Source organism: Pseudomonas fjordensis, from assembly GCF_976987115.1.
In genome coordinates this window covers 3,228,153-3,241,073 of the sequence record NZ_OZ336860.1, presented here as the reverse complement: position 1 = coordinate 3,241,073, position 12,921 = coordinate 3,228,153, and the positions used below count along the sequence as shown (strand labels likewise).

15 protein-coding genes and 3 pseudogenes are annotated in these 12,921 nt (G+C 57.0%); 15 read left to right on the top strand and 3 right to left on the bottom strand.

Annotation, left to right across the window (positions count from 1 at the left end):
* Window positions 1-1,092 precede the first annotated feature (1,092 nt).
* From ACWHXD_RS14475 to ACWHXD_RS14430, 10 genes and pseudogenes are all read left to right on the top strand, one after another.
* Window positions 1,093-1,398 carry a type II toxin-antitoxin system RelE/ParE family toxin gene (locus ACWHXD_RS14475; protein ID WP_019819701.1) on the top strand — a complete coding sequence of 102 codons (306 nt, stop codon included), beginning with the start codon at window positions 1,093-1,095 and terminating at the stop codon, window positions 1,396-1,398.
* Entirely contained in the window at window positions 1,379-1,714 is a 336-nt protein-coding gene (locus ACWHXD_RS14470; protein ID WP_001172026.1) for a helix-turn-helix domain-containing protein, read from the top strand. The genes ACWHXD_RS14475 and ACWHXD_RS14470 overlap by 20 nt, the downstream gene beginning before the upstream one ends.
* A 14-nt stretch (window positions 1,715-1,728) precedes the next feature.
* Window positions 1,729-2,064, top strand: a complete 336-nt coding sequence (locus tag ACWHXD_RS14465; RefSeq protein ID WP_000741275.1) for a hypothetical protein — start codon at window positions 1,729-1,731, stop codon at window positions 2,062-2,064.
* A gap of 23 nt (window positions 2,065-2,087) precedes the next feature.
* Window positions 2,088-2,414: a hypothetical protein gene (locus tag ACWHXD_RS14460; protein ID WP_000091614.1), complete on the top strand. Its 327-nt coding sequence runs from the start codon at window positions 2,088-2,090 to the stop codon at window positions 2,412-2,414.
* On the top strand, window positions 2,411-2,791 hold the full coding sequence (locus tag ACWHXD_RS14455) for a hypothetical protein (protein ID WP_001054412.1): 381 nt from the start codon (window positions 2,411-2,413) through the stop codon (window positions 2,789-2,791). Before ACWHXD_RS14460 ends, ACWHXD_RS14455 begins: the two co-directional genes overlap by 4 nt.
* Window positions 2,792-2,947: 156 nt before the next feature.
* Window positions 2,948-3,220, top strand: coding sequence for a DUF3391 domain-containing protein (locus tag ACWHXD_RS14450; RefSeq protein WP_236223213.1), 273 nt, complete (start codon window positions 2,948-2,950; stop codon window positions 3,218-3,220).
* A 91-nt stretch (window positions 3,221-3,311) separates the two neighbouring features.
* Complete coding sequence (locus ACWHXD_RS14445) at window positions 3,312-4,181, top strand: HD-GYP domain-containing protein (RefSeq protein ID WP_223198360.1); 870 nt, start codon at window positions 3,312-3,314, stop codon at window positions 4,179-4,181.
* 167 nt (window positions 4,182-4,348) lie between these two features.
* Window positions 4,349-5,203: pseudogene (locus ACWHXD_RS14440) on the top strand (helicase-related protein); the annotation flags it as partial.
* Window positions 5,204-5,354: 151 nt separating this feature from the next.
* On the top strand, window positions 5,355-5,603 hold the full coding sequence (locus ACWHXD_RS14435; protein ID WP_020302556.1) for a hypothetical protein: 249 nt from the start codon (window positions 5,355-5,357) through the stop codon (window positions 5,601-5,603).
* A 92-nt stretch (window positions 5,604-5,695) separates the two neighbouring features.
* Complete coding sequence (locus ACWHXD_RS14430) at window positions 5,696-5,863, top strand: hypothetical protein (protein ID WP_020302555.1); 168 nt, start codon at window positions 5,696-5,698, stop codon at window positions 5,861-5,863.
* 154 nt (window positions 5,864-6,017) lie between these two features.
* On the opposite strand, the pseudogene ACWHXD_RS14425 reads toward ACWHXD_RS14430, so the two are convergent.
* A pseudogene (locus tag ACWHXD_RS14425) lies at window positions 6,018-6,104 on the bottom strand (AAA family ATPase); the annotation flags it as partial.
* A gap of 192 nt (window positions 6,105-6,296) precedes the next feature.
* Here ACWHXD_RS14425 and ACWHXD_RS14420 point away from each other — a divergent pair.
* Complete coding sequence (locus tag ACWHXD_RS14420; RefSeq protein ID WP_032489165.1) at window positions 6,297-6,626, top strand: four-helix bundle copper-binding protein; 330 nt, start codon at window positions 6,297-6,299, stop codon at window positions 6,624-6,626.
* Window positions 6,627-6,811: 185 nt separating this feature from the next.
* On the opposite strand, the gene ACWHXD_RS14415 is transcribed toward ACWHXD_RS14420, so the two are convergent.
* Window positions 6,812-7,081 (bottom strand): hypothetical protein, encoded by a 270-nt coding sequence (locus tag ACWHXD_RS14415; protein WP_003458515.1) that lies wholly within the window; start codon window positions 7,079-7,081, stop codon window positions 6,812-6,814.
* Window positions 7,071-8,072, bottom strand: a pseudogene (gene tnpC / locus ACWHXD_RS14410) (IS66 family transposase); the annotation flags it as partial. The pseudogene tnpC and the gene ACWHXD_RS14415, both read right to left, overlap by 11 nt.
* 368 nt (window positions 8,073-8,440) lie before the next feature.
* Between tnpC and chrA the strand changes: the two are divergent.
* The 4 genes from chrA to ACWHXD_RS14390 all read left to right on the top strand — a co-directional run bounded on the left by chrA (window position 8,441) and on the right by ACWHXD_RS14390 (window position 12,895).
* Window positions 8,441-9,646, top strand: a complete 1,206-nt coding sequence (gene chrA / locus ACWHXD_RS14405) for a chromate efflux transporter (RefSeq protein ID WP_017735062.1) — start codon at window positions 8,441-8,443, stop codon at window positions 9,644-9,646.
* A 10-nt stretch (window positions 9,647-9,656) separates the two neighbouring features.
* Complete coding sequence (locus ACWHXD_RS14400) at window positions 9,657-9,962, top strand: PadR family transcriptional regulator (protein WP_017335982.1); 306 nt, start codon at window positions 9,657-9,659, stop codon at window positions 9,960-9,962.
* Window positions 9,963-10,544: 582 nt separating this feature from the next.
* Entirely contained in the window at window positions 10,545-12,032 is a 1,488-nt protein-coding gene (locus tag ACWHXD_RS14395) for a SulP family inorganic anion transporter (protein WP_017735063.1), read from the top strand.
* Window positions 12,033-12,043: 11 nt separating this feature from the next.
* The gene (locus ACWHXD_RS14390; protein WP_020302552.1) at window positions 12,044-12,895 is read left to right on the top strand and encodes a universal stress protein; all 852 of its coding nucleotides are present in this window, start codon (window positions 12,044-12,046) and stop codon (window positions 12,893-12,895) included.
* The last annotated feature ends 26 nt before the right edge of the window (window positions 12,896-12,921 follow it).

Below are 12,921 nucleotides of genomic sequence, written 5' to 3'. Positions count from 1 at the left end.
AAGGCAGAAACGTCGTGAACAGCGGCGGTCGAGACCATCAGGAGGTAGGAGTCGGAAACTCCGAGGGCCGGTCTGGGCGCTTAGTTACCACAGGCGACACATCAACGGAACCAAGCTCGCTGACGCAGTCTGTCAGTAGGCAGGAACCGCCGTATACGGAACCGTATGTACGGTGGTGTGGGAGGACGGCGGGGGCGACCCCGCCTCCTACCCGATTTCTCTATCGTCCCCAAAATCGGCCCCCTGCGGCCCCCTGCGGCCCCCTGGGCGCGTTTCTGGTGCTAAGGTAGGCTTGCCCCCTGACTGACAGCTTCCGCGTTGTGTGGGCGATTCTGGAGGCTCTGACGCTGCTCCGGTTGCAGCGCTCCCGCCCCCTCTTTGGCGTTCAACCCTTACGGACTTGCAGGCGGCGGCAGTCGTCCAGGATGAGTACAGGCGGTCGGATCGCCTCGATCCATACTGTCCAACCCTTAGCGAGCCTTCAGGCGGCGCATAGGTTTGGTTCAGTTCGAGGTGGTTGGGTTGACGCCGGCGCGGCTTGCCGCGCCCTTGGTAAACGTTGCTGGCCGTAGGCCAGGCATTTTTGAGCGGGCGCAGGCCGCGACAGGCCGACGCGAAGCGGCGGGGCGAAGGGAGCGAAGCGACCGAAGGGTAGGCGCGCCCATAGGGCGCTAACGGCGGCTTGTATGTTGCTTGCAGGGCTGCGAGTTGCCCACAGGCTGAGAGGTTTTAAGAAGATTTAAAAGATTTAAAAGATTTAGGAGGAAAAAACGGCTTTTTATCTTTTGAAATCAAGGTCTTACGGATGTGGCCGGTTCCTAATAGACGGAACTCGGTTCCTAATAGACGGAACTCGGTTCCTAATAGACGGGCTATCCACAGCCTGGGAGGGAATACGCGACAAAACATGGTTTAGGGGTGCCCGCAGAATTCGGAAAAAATCGTACGCTAATGTTTTACGACACCTCCTTGAGGTTGCCGCGTTTACATCATTACCTGAACAGGTATAAAATTCCGTCATGACAAACAAAGAAAAACCGCTCGAATGGATCGCGAGCAGCCACAAGGATTTGATGGCGTTGCACGTCCGACGTGCGTCGCCGTTTCGGTTACGCGCTCTCGTTGGCGCAGATAGGCGATCAGGATGACGCAGCAAAGGTGCTCAAGGGGTTCGGTGGTGCCGGCGTGCTGGAGGTCGTCGAAGACGATGCCGGCGGCACCTATCGAGCGGTATACACGGTCAAGTTTGCGGAAGCGGTGTTCGTCCTGCACTGCTTCCAGAAGAAGAGCAAGAGCGGAATCGCCACGCCAAAGGCCGACATGGACATCATCCGCGCTCGGCTGAAGGTGGCCGAGGTATTGGCACAGGAGCTACGAAATGCAAAAACGAATCATTGAAGGCGTCGAGGTTCAGCGCAGCTCGGGCAACGTCTTTGCCGACCTTGGACTGCCTGACGCTGAAAAGCTCAAGATCAAGACCGGCCTGGTGGTCGAGATCAGGAGGGCCATGCGCGCCCTTGGGCTGACTCAACAAGCGGCGGCCAAACGCATGGGCATCCCGCAACCGAAGGTGTCGGGCATGATGCGCGGCGACTTCACCAATCTATCCGAACGCAAGCTGATGGATTGTCTGAATCGCCTCGGCTACGACATCGAAATCAAGGTACGGCCAGCAGCCGAGCCGATCGGGCATCTAACGCTCGCAACCGCTTAATCGGAGCCCTCCTGATGGCAGCCCGCATCACCGACGACGAATGGGACGAACTGACTCCCGAGAATTTCGATACCACGGCACTGCTGCGTGCAGTCGATGCCGTGGACGTGCTGCGCGGCGATTTGAATGACAGCGCAGACGGCGCACCTCCGCAACTGCGCACCGACCTGTTGAAGCTGCATCAACTGGCAATGGCCGCGTTCAACGAGGGATCACGCAGCCGAGTGGCTGAGCTATTTGATCTCGCCGTGGATCTTCAGGATCAGGTTGATCATCTGATGACCTCGCTGGAACAAGTGCAAGAAACCCTGTCCCGGTTGACGGCGCTCTACCCAGAAAGCCTGTCCTGAATGTTCTTGGAGACAACCACATCATGAGCCGCAGCCGCCGCAAAACGCCCATCGTTGGGCACACGACCTGCCGTAGCGAGCGCGAGGACAAGAAACTCTGGCATCAGCGCTGGCGAACCCACGAGCGCACCGCGCTGGCCAGCGCGTCGCCGGAAGCTCTATGCGCCCATCTGCCTCTACTGGAAAACCAGGTCAGCAACGTCTGGTCGATGGGTAAGGATGGCCGCTCCTACTGGCCCATCAAGCGCCAGGCCGCCACGGCGGATCGCATTGCCAACCACAAGGGACGCAATCCGCAAGAGCGCGCCTCCCTGAAAAAGCGTCTGCTGCGCAAGTGGATGAGCAAATGAACCTGTCCACCATCGAGGCGCTGGCTATCGCTTGGGCGCGAATCGCTGAAGAAGCAGAACTCCCAGCCGGCTACGAGGGCACGGCGACGCCAGAGGCGCATCGGGCCTGCGAGGTGATCCAGGAGCGGATTCGAGAGCACGTCGTCGCCACCAATGACATGCGGCTGTTCGGCCTGCTGCACCTGCTTGGGCAGGCGTCGCTGCGCATGGAGCAAGCGCTGTGGCCGGAAGAATATGCGCGGATGACCCGCGAGGTCGAGGAAGCTCTCCGAGAGGCCGACGACCCCAACGCCAAGTCGTACACCCACGAAGAAGTCATGCAGGCGATGCAGGAACGCATCGACCGAGCGCGAGACAAAGCCATGTTGATCGGCTGACGGAAATTTCGGCGGTTCCGGCTGATCCAAGAATCTTGGCGTGACCTTACCTCCGCTCTACCGCTGGGTGCCAGCCTCGGCGCACGCCTAACCACCCAACTCAGAAAGGAAAATAAGTTGGTAAAACGCATTCCCGTATCCGAGCTTCGTCTCGGCATGTACATCCACAAGCTCGCCGGCTCTTGGGTTCGACACCCATTCTGGCGCGGCAGCTTCCTGCTGACCGAGCCTCAGGATCTCTCTGCCATTCGAGAATGTGGCGTCGGGGAGGTCTGGGTCGACTTGGCCAAAAGCCAAGTCGACCCAGAGAGCCCAGAGAGCCCAGAGAGCCCAGAGAGCCCAGAGAGCCCAGAGAGCCCAGAGCCCAGAGCCCAGAGCCCAGAGCCCAGAGCCCAGAGAATTGTCGGAGGAGCAATCTCTGCCGTCTAGTCCACTAAGCAAGAAAAGTGACGGCGCAACCTCAATGGAGAGCGAAATGTGTTATGCACGGAAACTCTGTCTTGCGGCCAAGTCCCAAGTCATGGACATGTTCCAGGAAGCCCGGCTTGGCAAGGCCGTCGACCCAAGCACGACGTTGCCGCTGGTCGGAGAAATCGCTGCCTCGGTGCTGCGCCAACCTCATGCCCTCATCAGCGTCGCACGCATCAAAACGCACGACGATTACACCTACCTGCACTCGGTTGCCGTCTGCGCCCTGATGCTATCGCTGGCCCGGCATCTCGATCTAGACGAGGAGCAAACGCGCCTGGCTGGCATCGGCGGACTGATGCACGACCTAGGCAAGGCCGCGATGCCGCTGGAAGTGCTTAACAAACCAGGCAAGCTCACCGATGCCGAGTTCGCCATCATGAAGCGCCACCCTGTGGAGGGCGCAAAGATGCTGCGCGCAGGCGGGGCCGAGCCCGGGGTGGTGGACATTGCCCTGCACCATCACGAGAAGATCGACGGAACCGGCTACCCGGATCGCTTGGCCGGTGACGCCATTTCACTCCTGGCCCGCATGGGCGCAATCTGCGACGTCTATGATGCCGTGACGTCGGAGCGAGCCTACAAAAAGCCGTGGGACCCGTCCGCGGCGATGCGGCAGATGGCCAAGTGGGAGGGCCATTTCGACAAACGCATCTTCCACGCCTTCGTCAAGGCCGTGGGCATCTACCCCGTCGGCTCCTTGGTTCGCCTGTCCTCTCAGCGTCTGGCCGTTGTCGTTGAGCCGGGAATGGAATCACTGCTGACTCCCAAGGTTCGCGTGTTCTTCTCGCTACGCTCGAGAGAGCCGATCCCGATGCAGACCATCGACCTGGCGGCCACGAGTTGCAAGGACAGTATCACTGGCCCCGAAGACCCGACGCTCTGGAACTTCAAGAACCTCGACGACTTGTGGATGGAATAGCCCCCACAAAACGACGGCCCCGTGAGGGAGCCGTTGAACATCGTCGAGCGATGCCCGTCCAGGGAGGGATGGCCGAGCTCGATTCTCCAGAAGGTAGCTGGTGACACGAGTGTTGAGCCCACCCAACTAGGGTGACGGAAATTTCTGGGGTTCCGGCTTACATCCCCTACGTGCTGCCATTCACCGTTTTCCTGAAACTCAAGGACATCGGTGGAAACGTGCTGCCACCCTACGATGAGGAGTTCGTCGAGGTGGACATGGCTGATGAGCAAGCCGCGGCATACGCCAGGCTGGCTGCAACCCTGACAGCTGAACTGAGACAGGCACTGGCTCGTAGGGACACAACGCTTCTAGGCGTTGTGTTGAACGTCCTATTGGCATGGCCCGACTGTTGTTTCCGGGCCGAAACAGTGAAGCATCCTCGCTCCAAGGCCCTGTTGGCATTTGTGCCAACGATCTTTCCTGATGGAGAGCTGATGCCCAAGGAGCGAAAGCTGCTTGAGCTCTGTCGGGAGGAAAAAGCCAAGGGGCGCAGGGTTCTGGCCTACTCGGTATACACGGGAACGCGTGACACAACCTCGCGATTGAAGGCCATCCTCGAACAGGGCGGCTTGAAGGTCGCGGTGTTGCGCGCATCGGTAGACACGGCTCGCCGTGAAGACTGGATCCTCGACCAGGTGGATAAAGGCGTTGACGTGTTGATCACAAATCCCGAGCTGGTAAAGACGGGTTTGGATCTTCTGGACTTTCCAACCATCTGCTTCATGCAGACGGGCTGGAACGTCTACACGCTACAGCAGGCTGCGCGCCGGTCTTGGCGGATCGGACAAAAGCAGGCGGTACGGGTGGTGTTTCTGGGCTACGCCAAAACATCGCAGATCGCTTGCCTGGAGCTGATGGCCAAGAAGATCGCAGTAGCGCAATCCACGTCTGGTGACGTGCCTGAGTCTGGGCTCGATTCGCTGAACCAGGATGGCGATTCGGTTGAAATGGCGTTGGCCAGGCAACTGGTAGCTTGTTAAGTCATCGTTATAGCTAGCCCCCGTAAGGGGGCTTTTTTTTGATATGTCGGAAGGACTTGTAGGGTACCTTGAGGCGAACCTAAGAGTAGGCAATGCGCTAAGGTCGAGATTTGGGCTGAGCAGTTCAAGCCGTATGGCTAAGGAAAACGTGATGGTCGATCTACTAAGCAGGGTACGGATCGCCGCTAGGCGATACCGTGACGCCAATCCCGAGCGCCAAGGAGGCATTGTGCTGGTTTTTCAGGACAAGGTTTACGGCTGGAAAAACTGCTTGCGAGATGCGGGTCACGAGCAGCCTGGCGCTTATGCAGTGGACGAAGACGGTCACGTTTTCATTGCAGAAGGCGGCAATGAGTACGACGGAGCCAAATGCTGGGTCGCTGTCGGCACCTCAAACTGATCATGGAAAACGGCAAGGCTCTAGCCCTGCATCTGTAGGGCCGGGGCTGTAGGAGTGAAGCGATCTTCGCTTCATTGAATCGAGGGCTCGGTATGCAGCACAAAGGCGATTTGATAGTCAACGATCAGAGAGAAACCACCGGCCAGATTACCGGGACGACCTATGTCAAAGCTGGTGGGCTACTAATTGCCCATGGCCAGCTTGCTGGTGGGCTGATCATTGTTGGCGCTGATGGAAAATTGACCCACCCTGCCGATTGAAATTTGACCCAGGGCGGATTGCTGATTTTGTTACCAGCAACTGTGGATAAGTCTACCAGCGCAGCTGCTGTTGCCCCCACTCCTTCGCTAGCCCAGTTCAGTTGTTTAAGACCTGCCACACGCAGCCATGTAGCAGGCCGTCGTCGCCATGAAATCAGAACGGCTCATCGTCCTCCGGTTCCTGGCTGCCCTTACGCTTTCGCTCCCGTGATTTGATCTTGGCCTGGGCCGCCAAGCTACTGACTGCCACATCGCCACCAACTGCGCCCGCAGAGCCCCGGTGCGGTTGGATTTACCTTACAACATTGTAATGAAGTTTTTCGAAACGGGCTCGGTAGGAGCGTGTCATAATTCAGTGCCTGCTAACAGGCTGATGAGCCGTATCGGTCAGTAGGCACCGACGACATACAACTATCGAACCCTGGAGAACGCAATGACAAACTCAATGTTCGCTTCCTGTATCCAAGCTTGTTCGAACTGTGCCCTTGTGTGCGAAACGTGCGCCTCTGCTTGCCTGCGTGAGGATGACGTAAAAATGATGGCACGCTGCATCGAGCTTGACCGCGACTGCGCGGACATTTGTAGGTTGGCCGCCATACTGATGAGTCGCGAAAGTGATTACGCTAAAGAATTTTGTGCCCTTTGCGCCAAGATCTGCCGTGCATGCGGAGAGGAATGCGCGAAACATCAAGTGGATCACTGCCAAGAGTGTGCCAAAGCGTGCATGAAGTGCGCTGAAGAATGCGAGCGCATGGCTGCGTAACATTCGCGACTTGCTGCTCTGGCAAAGCTCGTCATCTCGTTGCCAGAGCAGCTTCGCCGGAATGACCTTATATCCCAGCATGTGCAGTTGAAGCTAAGCCAGCTGACTTGCTAGCAGAAAAGGCCTAGATATCCGCTGGCCGAGCTCACCCAAACCGTAAGCGTTCATTCCACGACGTACTGGACTTACTTTACGTCCCGAAGGGGCCTTAGCAATTCCGGTGAGACCTTGTACTGTTTCGTGCCGTTCTCGGCCAGGACGATCACGCTCTTGCGGTTGATCTTGGTGACGATCCCCATAGTCAAGCCAGTTCGGCTTTCGAAGGTCACCTTCAGCCCCACGTGCAGCCGACTCAGCGCCTGCAGGTTTTCTTGATCTTGCAGTTCATCAATGCGCCGGCAGATCATTCGGTTCAGCTCCAATAGCTGATCGATGCTCATGTCTTCAATGCGCATGGAGGGTGCCCTTTGGCTGTGCGGTCTGTCGATCAGAATGGCGCGGATCGATCAGCGAGCGTAACGGATTATCGGCGAACCGGGTCTTCCAGAGCCGAGGCGTCAGGTCAGCGACCTTGCTGGCCGGGTGCTGACTGATGCGCTGCAGCACGTCCACCAGATAGGTGTACGGGTTGATGTCGTGCAGTTTGCACGTAGTGATCAGGCTCTGGATGATGCCCACGTGTTCCGCGCCGAGTTCAGTCCAGCAGAACAGCCAGTTCTTGCGTCCCATGGGAATGGGGCGCAGGGCCCGTTCCAGGTGGTTGGTGTCTGGCTGGACGTCTGGGTCTTCCAGGAAGACGGTCAGGCTGGCTTCACGGCTGAGCACGTAGTTCAGTGCTTTGGTCAATAAATCACTGGGCAGCAGACCGCCCTGTGCCAGTTGATCCCGGCACCATTGGAAGAAGTCGCTGACCACCGGCTTTGAGTGGAGCAGCCGGTACTGGCGTTTCTTTTCGCCGGTCAGTTGCTGGACGCGGATCTCTTCTTCGTTGGTGTATAGCTTGGCAATCTGCTGAAGGGCTTCGGTGGCAGTTATCGGGTGGTCCTTCTGCGCCTCAATGAAGTAACGACGACTGTGCACCCAGCACTGCGCGTGGATGATGTTCTGCTGTGCGGCGGCATAGCGGGCATAAGCAGCATAGCCGTCACTGATCAGAGTTCCGCTGAACTGTTCGTTCAGTACCTGCTCGATATGGGCTCGGCCTCGACTGTTCGAGTAAGTGAACACCACTTCATCGGCATCGCCGTATAACGGCCAGAACCAGCCGGATTTCATCTTGCCTTTTTGTGGGCCTGCCCGACCCTGGTGGCCAGCTTTAATCGGCGTCTCATCCATCGCCAACACCCGGCTGCGCAGAACATTGTCGGTCTGGGCATCCACGATCGGCCGCAGCAGATCAATAGATGGGGTTTGGGGAGCAATGGAACCAAAAACCAACGTAAGCCCGACTAGCTCCGTTCAGAGCCCTCTTCCCAGGCATCCGACTCGATAAAACCATTGCGCAACTTGACCACCCATTGGCGCCGTTATTGACCAGCCGGCTGCATTCTTGACCAGTTATTTGCATTCGGAGTGACCAGGAGGGGGGCAATAGAGAAAACGGAAAAAATCGTACGCTAAGGCCAAGCGTGTTTTGCTAATGAACTGTGCTAGCAGACAAAACCAGCGGCTAGCACAACATCGATTACTTGCATTGCGACACCCAGTACGAATTGCACGGTACTCCAGTCGTTTTGGGCAGCTATAAAATCGAATTTCGTTATCGAAGTTCGATTATTATGGATTAATCTGTGGAAAATCAGGTAGGCCAACGCATGACTAATACCTCCACCGATGACCGCAGCCCATGGTCGGTTTTTCTTATTTTTCTACGACTTGGATTGACCTCCTTCGGCGGCCCCATCGTGCACTTAGGCTATTTCCGTGACGAGTTCGTCACACGACGGCGCTGGTTGTCTGAACGCAGCTATGCTGATTTAGTGGCGCTGTGCCAATTTCTTCCAGGCCCAGCAAGCAGCCAGGTCGGCATAGCGTTGGGGCTATCACGGGCTGGATATAGCGGGGCGCTGGCTGCTTGGACAGGCTTTACGCTGCCTTCGGCCGTAGCTTTAATCCTGTTCGCGCTGGGCATTTCCAACTATGGGGATTCCGTTTCGCCGGGCGCGTTGCATGGCCTAAAAGTGGTGGCCGTTGCCGTAGTCGCCCAAGCGGTATGGGGCATGGCGCGCAACCTGTGTACGGATGGGCTGAGAGTCACAATAATGGCGATTGCCGCCTGTGCTGTCCTGCTCGTACCGTCCGCGTGGGGGCAGGTTGGTGTGATTGCTGCCGCAGGCATCATAGGCCGACTATTGTTCAAGCCAGCACATACTGTTGAGCACGACCCACTACCTATCACGGTCAGTCACCGGGCCGGCGCACTTTGGCTATCGTTATTTTTTGCCCTGCTGATTGGCCTACCGATCTTGGCAAAATTGCTGCCAAGTCCAACGATGGTGGTAGTGGACGCCTTCTATCGTGTGGGGTCACTAGTGTTCGGTGGTGGCCACGTTGTGTTGCCGCTGCTGCAAGCCGAAGTGGTGTCCTCCGGCTGGGTCAGTAATGAATCCTTCCTCGCGGGGTACGGGGCGGCTCAAGCGGTGCCCGGCCCATTGTTCACATTCGCCGCGTTCCTTGGTGCTTCGATGAGCACCGCTCCCTCTGGCTGGGTCGGCGGTATTGTGTGCCTACTGGCTATCTTCGCACCCTCTTTTCTGCTGGTTGTGGGAGCCATGCCATTTTGGGAGCGTCTGCGTCGCAATACAGGCATGCAAGCCGCGCTGGCTGGGGTCAATGCGGCGGTGGTTGGCCTGCTGCTGGCCGCGTTCTATCACCCTGTATGGACTAGCGCCATATTTCAGCCGCAAGACTTTGTCTTGGCCCTGGTCGCCCTTGTCGCACTGATGTTCTGGAAGCTCCCGCCGTGGCTAGTTGTCGTCGGCAGCGGTGCAGCGGGTTGGCTGTTGAGTATCGCGCTGTGAGGCACGAAAAATGACAGATAAAGACCTGTACGGCGGGTTGATCCGCCTGCACATACTTCACCATGCAGCCGAGAAGCCCGTCTTCGGACTGGGAATCATCGAAGAACTGCAACGACACGGCTACGAGCTGAGCGCCGGGACGGTATACCCAATGCTGCACGGGCTGGAAAAGAAGGGCTATTTGACCTCACGCCACGAACGCACCGGGCGACGTGAACGGCGTGTCTATGAGATCACTGAGCAAGGCCAAGTTGCGCTGGTCGAGGCACGTGCAAAGGTTAAGGAACTGTTCGGCGAGTTGATCGAAGGTTGCTGAGTTTACGGCTTCAACTCGGCGTCAGGCGGTTCACTGGCACCGCGTCAGACTAGGGCCGCTTTCTGCATTTTCTGACGCCAAGGCGTCAATCTCTATGGCCTCAACCTGACAGGCCGAATGCTTAGCGTACGATTTTTTCCGATTTCTCTATCGACCCCAGGAGGATCTGAATTGATCTCTCCACCATGTGTACACTGCCTGACAGCGGAGTTCGTCGCGGTTTAATCTAGAAAGACTTGCCCTAGGGAGATCAGCACGGCTGGAAGAACTGACCCAAACGAGGCAGCAGGTCGCATTTGACGATATCTTCACTGTATACTTTATCGCTCAGCCATACCTCTTGAGCTACAGGAACACCAGCATGACTGTACTCCAAACGATCTACTGGCAGCCTACGCCGCCTTAGCGCTACGCCCCCTCGCAACATCTCGCTTCCGCTAGTTTCGCTCGCGGTCGCGTACTGCTGTATGCCCGGTTTTTACACCCAAGGCACACAGCCAAATAATCCTCACAACTTGAATTCGTATCGACGCGCTCGCCATCTGCCTGGTGTGCGTGTGGTGCATTGCCTTGGATATTCTGATGCTGCAATCGCTCAAACAAACGTGGTTTTCCAACGTCCGTGGAGACGTGCTCGCGGGGATCGTGGTCGCGCTCGCGCTGATCCCGGAGGCCATTGCTTTCTCTATCATTGCCGGCGTCGACCCCAAGGTCGGTCTCTACGCCTCCTTCTGTATCTGTGCTGTCATCGCCTTCGTCGGCGGTCGACCCGGCATGATCTCGGCAGCTACCGGTGCGATGGCACTGCTGATGGTCACCCTGGTAAAAGATCACGGGCTTCAGTATTTGCTGGCAGCCACCTTGCTCTGCGGGGCGCTTCAAATCCTCGCTGGATACCTGAAACTGGGCTCTCTGATGCGCTTTGTTTCGCGCTCGGTAGTCACAGGCTTTGTGAATGCATTGGCGATTCTGATTTTCATGGCGCAGTTACCTGAATTGACCAACGTGACCTGGCACGTTTACGCCATGACCGTAGTGGGCCTCGGAATAATCTATCTGTTTCCGTATGTACCGAAGATCGGCAAGCTGATTCCCTCGCCGCTGGTGTGCATCCTGGCCCTGACGGCCATTGCTATTTACCTCGGTCTGGATATCCGCACTGTGGGTGACATGGGCGAACTGCCGGACACGCTGCCGATTTTCCTGTGGCCTGAAGTCCCGCTGAACGTTGAAACTCTGCGCATCATCTTCCCGTACTCAGCCGCCTTGGCCGTAGTAGGTCTGCTTGAGTCCATGATGACCGCGACCATCGTCGACGATTTGACCGATACCACCAGCAACAAAAACCGTGAATGCAAGGGTCAAGGCATTGCCAACATCGCTGCCGGGATGCTCGGCGGTATGGCAGGCTGCGCCATGATCGGCCAGTCGATCATCAACGTGAAATCCGGTGGACGTACCCGTCTCTCCACATTGTGCGCGGGCATTTTCTTGCTGCTGATGGTCGTTTTCCTCGGCGAATGGCTCTCCAAGATCCCGATGGCTGCATTGGTTGCTGTGATGATCATGGTATCCATCGGCACCTTTAGCTGGGATTCCTTGCGCAATCTGAAAGAGCACCCACTGTCGACCAACCTCGTCATGGTCGCGACCGTTGTGGTGGTCGTGGCAACGCATAATCTGGCTTACGGCGTGTTGGTCGGCGTACTGCTGGCTTCGTTGTTCTTTGCGAACAAGGTCGGACATTACCTCGATATCAAGAGCAGTCTTGAAGAGACGGAGTCGCATCGGACTTACCGCGTGGTAGGCCAGGTGTTCTTCAGCTCGGCAGACAAGTTCACCGAAGTTTTTGACTTCAAGGAAGCGCTCAACAAGGTCACCATCGATCTGACACAGGCGCATTTCTGGGATATCACCGCCGTCGCCGCGCTGGATAAAGTGGTAATCAAGTTCCGTCGCGAGGGCGCCGAGGTTGAAGTGCTGGGTCTAAATGAGGCCAGCGCCACAATCGTTGACCGCTTTGGCGTGCATGACAAACCTGGCGCCATCGACAAGCTCATGAGCCACTAAGGAGATCGACAATGACCCACGTAATGGCATGTATTGATAACTCACAATCCTCATTGGCGGTCTGCGACTACGCAGCATGGGCGTCGCAGCGACTCAACGCGCCTCTTACCTTGCTTCACGTATTGGATGAAGAGAAATACCCAGCAGCAGCTGACCTAAGTGGAAATATTGGTCTCGGCAGTCGAGAGCATCTGCTGGAGGAGCTGGCTACATTGGATGCCCAATGCGCCAGACTCGCTCTGGAACAGGGCCAACACATGCTGGAAAAGGCCAGGGAGCGAACGGTCATTTCCGGCGCTGCGTTTCCTGAGCTGAAGCAGCGCCACGGACACTTGGTAGAAAGTCTGAGCGACCTTCAGGAGGATATTCGACTGTTGGTGATAGGAAGAGTGGGTGAAGACAACTCACGCAACGCGCACAGCCTTGGCAGCCAGATAGAAGCTGTAGTGCGAACAATTCACCGGCCTATCCTGATCACAGCCAACAGCTATAAAAAGCCCGAAAAGGTGATGCTCGCATTTGACGGCAGCTCCACAGCCTACAAAACCATCCAAATGTTTGCCGCCAGTTCGCTTTGCAAAGACTTGCCCATTCATCTTGTTACGGTCGGTGCAGATTCGGTGAGCAATCACGAGGCACTGGGAAAAGCACAAAGCATGCTTCTCTCGGCTGGCTTCCTAGTCCAAGCTGAAATCAGACAAGGTGAGGTGGAGTCGGCTCTGCACGATTATCAGACAGAGCACGGCATTGATCTGCTGGTCATGGGTGCCTATGGGCATTCACGCATCAGGCAGTTTTTGGTAGGAAGCACGACTACGACGATGCTTCGAACAGCCACCATGCCTGTATTGCTGCTGCGCTGAGATAACTCTCTAAGCCACAGTGTTTC

What these genes read in the sequence shown, in the direction of transcription:
- ACWHXD_RS14450 (WP_236223213.1), top strand. Translation starts at nt 2,948, where the DNA reads ATGTACATCCACAAGCTCGCCGGCTCTTGGGTTCGACACCCATTCTGG.
- ACWHXD_RS14435 (WP_020302556.1), top strand. Translation starts at nt 5,355, where the DNA reads ATGGTCGATCTACTAAGCAGGGTACGGATCGCCGCTAGGCGATACCGT.
- ACWHXD_RS14400 (WP_017335982.1), top strand. Translation starts at nt 9,657, where the DNA reads ATGACAGATAAAGACCTGTACGGCGGGTTGATCCGCCTGCACATACTT.
- ACWHXD_RS14430 (WP_020302555.1), top strand. Translation starts at nt 5,696, where the DNA reads ATGCAGCACAAAGGCGATTTGATAGTCAACGATCAGAGAGAAACCACC.
- ACWHXD_RS14445 (WP_223198360.1), top strand. Translation starts at nt 3,312, where the DNA reads ATGGACATGTTCCAGGAAGCCCGGCTTGGCAAGGCCGTCGACCCAAGC.
- ACWHXD_RS14460 (WP_000091614.1), top strand. Translation starts at nt 2,088, where the DNA reads ATGAGCCGCAGCCGCCGCAAAACGCCCATCGTTGGGCACACGACCTGC.
- ACWHXD_RS14420 (WP_032489165.1), top strand. Translation starts at nt 6,297, where the DNA reads ATGACAAACTCAATGTTCGCTTCCTGTATCCAAGCTTGTTCGAACTGT.
- ACWHXD_RS14390 (WP_020302552.1), top strand. Translation starts at nt 12,044, where the DNA reads ATGACCCACGTAATGGCATGTATTGATAACTCACAATCCTCATTGGCG.
- ACWHXD_RS14395 (WP_017735063.1), top strand. Translation starts at nt 10,545, where the DNA reads ATGCTGCAATCGCTCAAACAAACGTGGTTTTCCAACGTCCGTGGAGAC.
- ACWHXD_RS14455 (WP_001054412.1), top strand. Translation starts at nt 2,411, where the DNA reads ATGAACCTGTCCACCATCGAGGCGCTGGCTATCGCTTGGGCGCGAATC.
- ACWHXD_RS14465 (WP_000741275.1), top strand. Translation starts at nt 1,729, where the DNA reads ATGGCAGCCCGCATCACCGACGACGAATGGGACGAACTGACTCCCGAG.
- chrA (WP_017735062.1), top strand. Translation starts at nt 8,441, where the DNA reads ATGACTAATACCTCCACCGATGACCGCAGCCCATGGTCGGTTTTTCTT.
- ACWHXD_RS14415 (WP_003458515.1), bottom strand. Translation starts at nt 7,081, where the DNA reads ATGCGCATTGAAGACATGAGCATCGATCAGCTATTGGAGCTGAACCGA.
- ACWHXD_RS14470 (WP_001172026.1), top strand. Translation starts at nt 1,379, where the DNA reads ATGCAAAAACGAATCATTGAAGGCGTCGAGGTTCAGCGCAGCTCGGGC.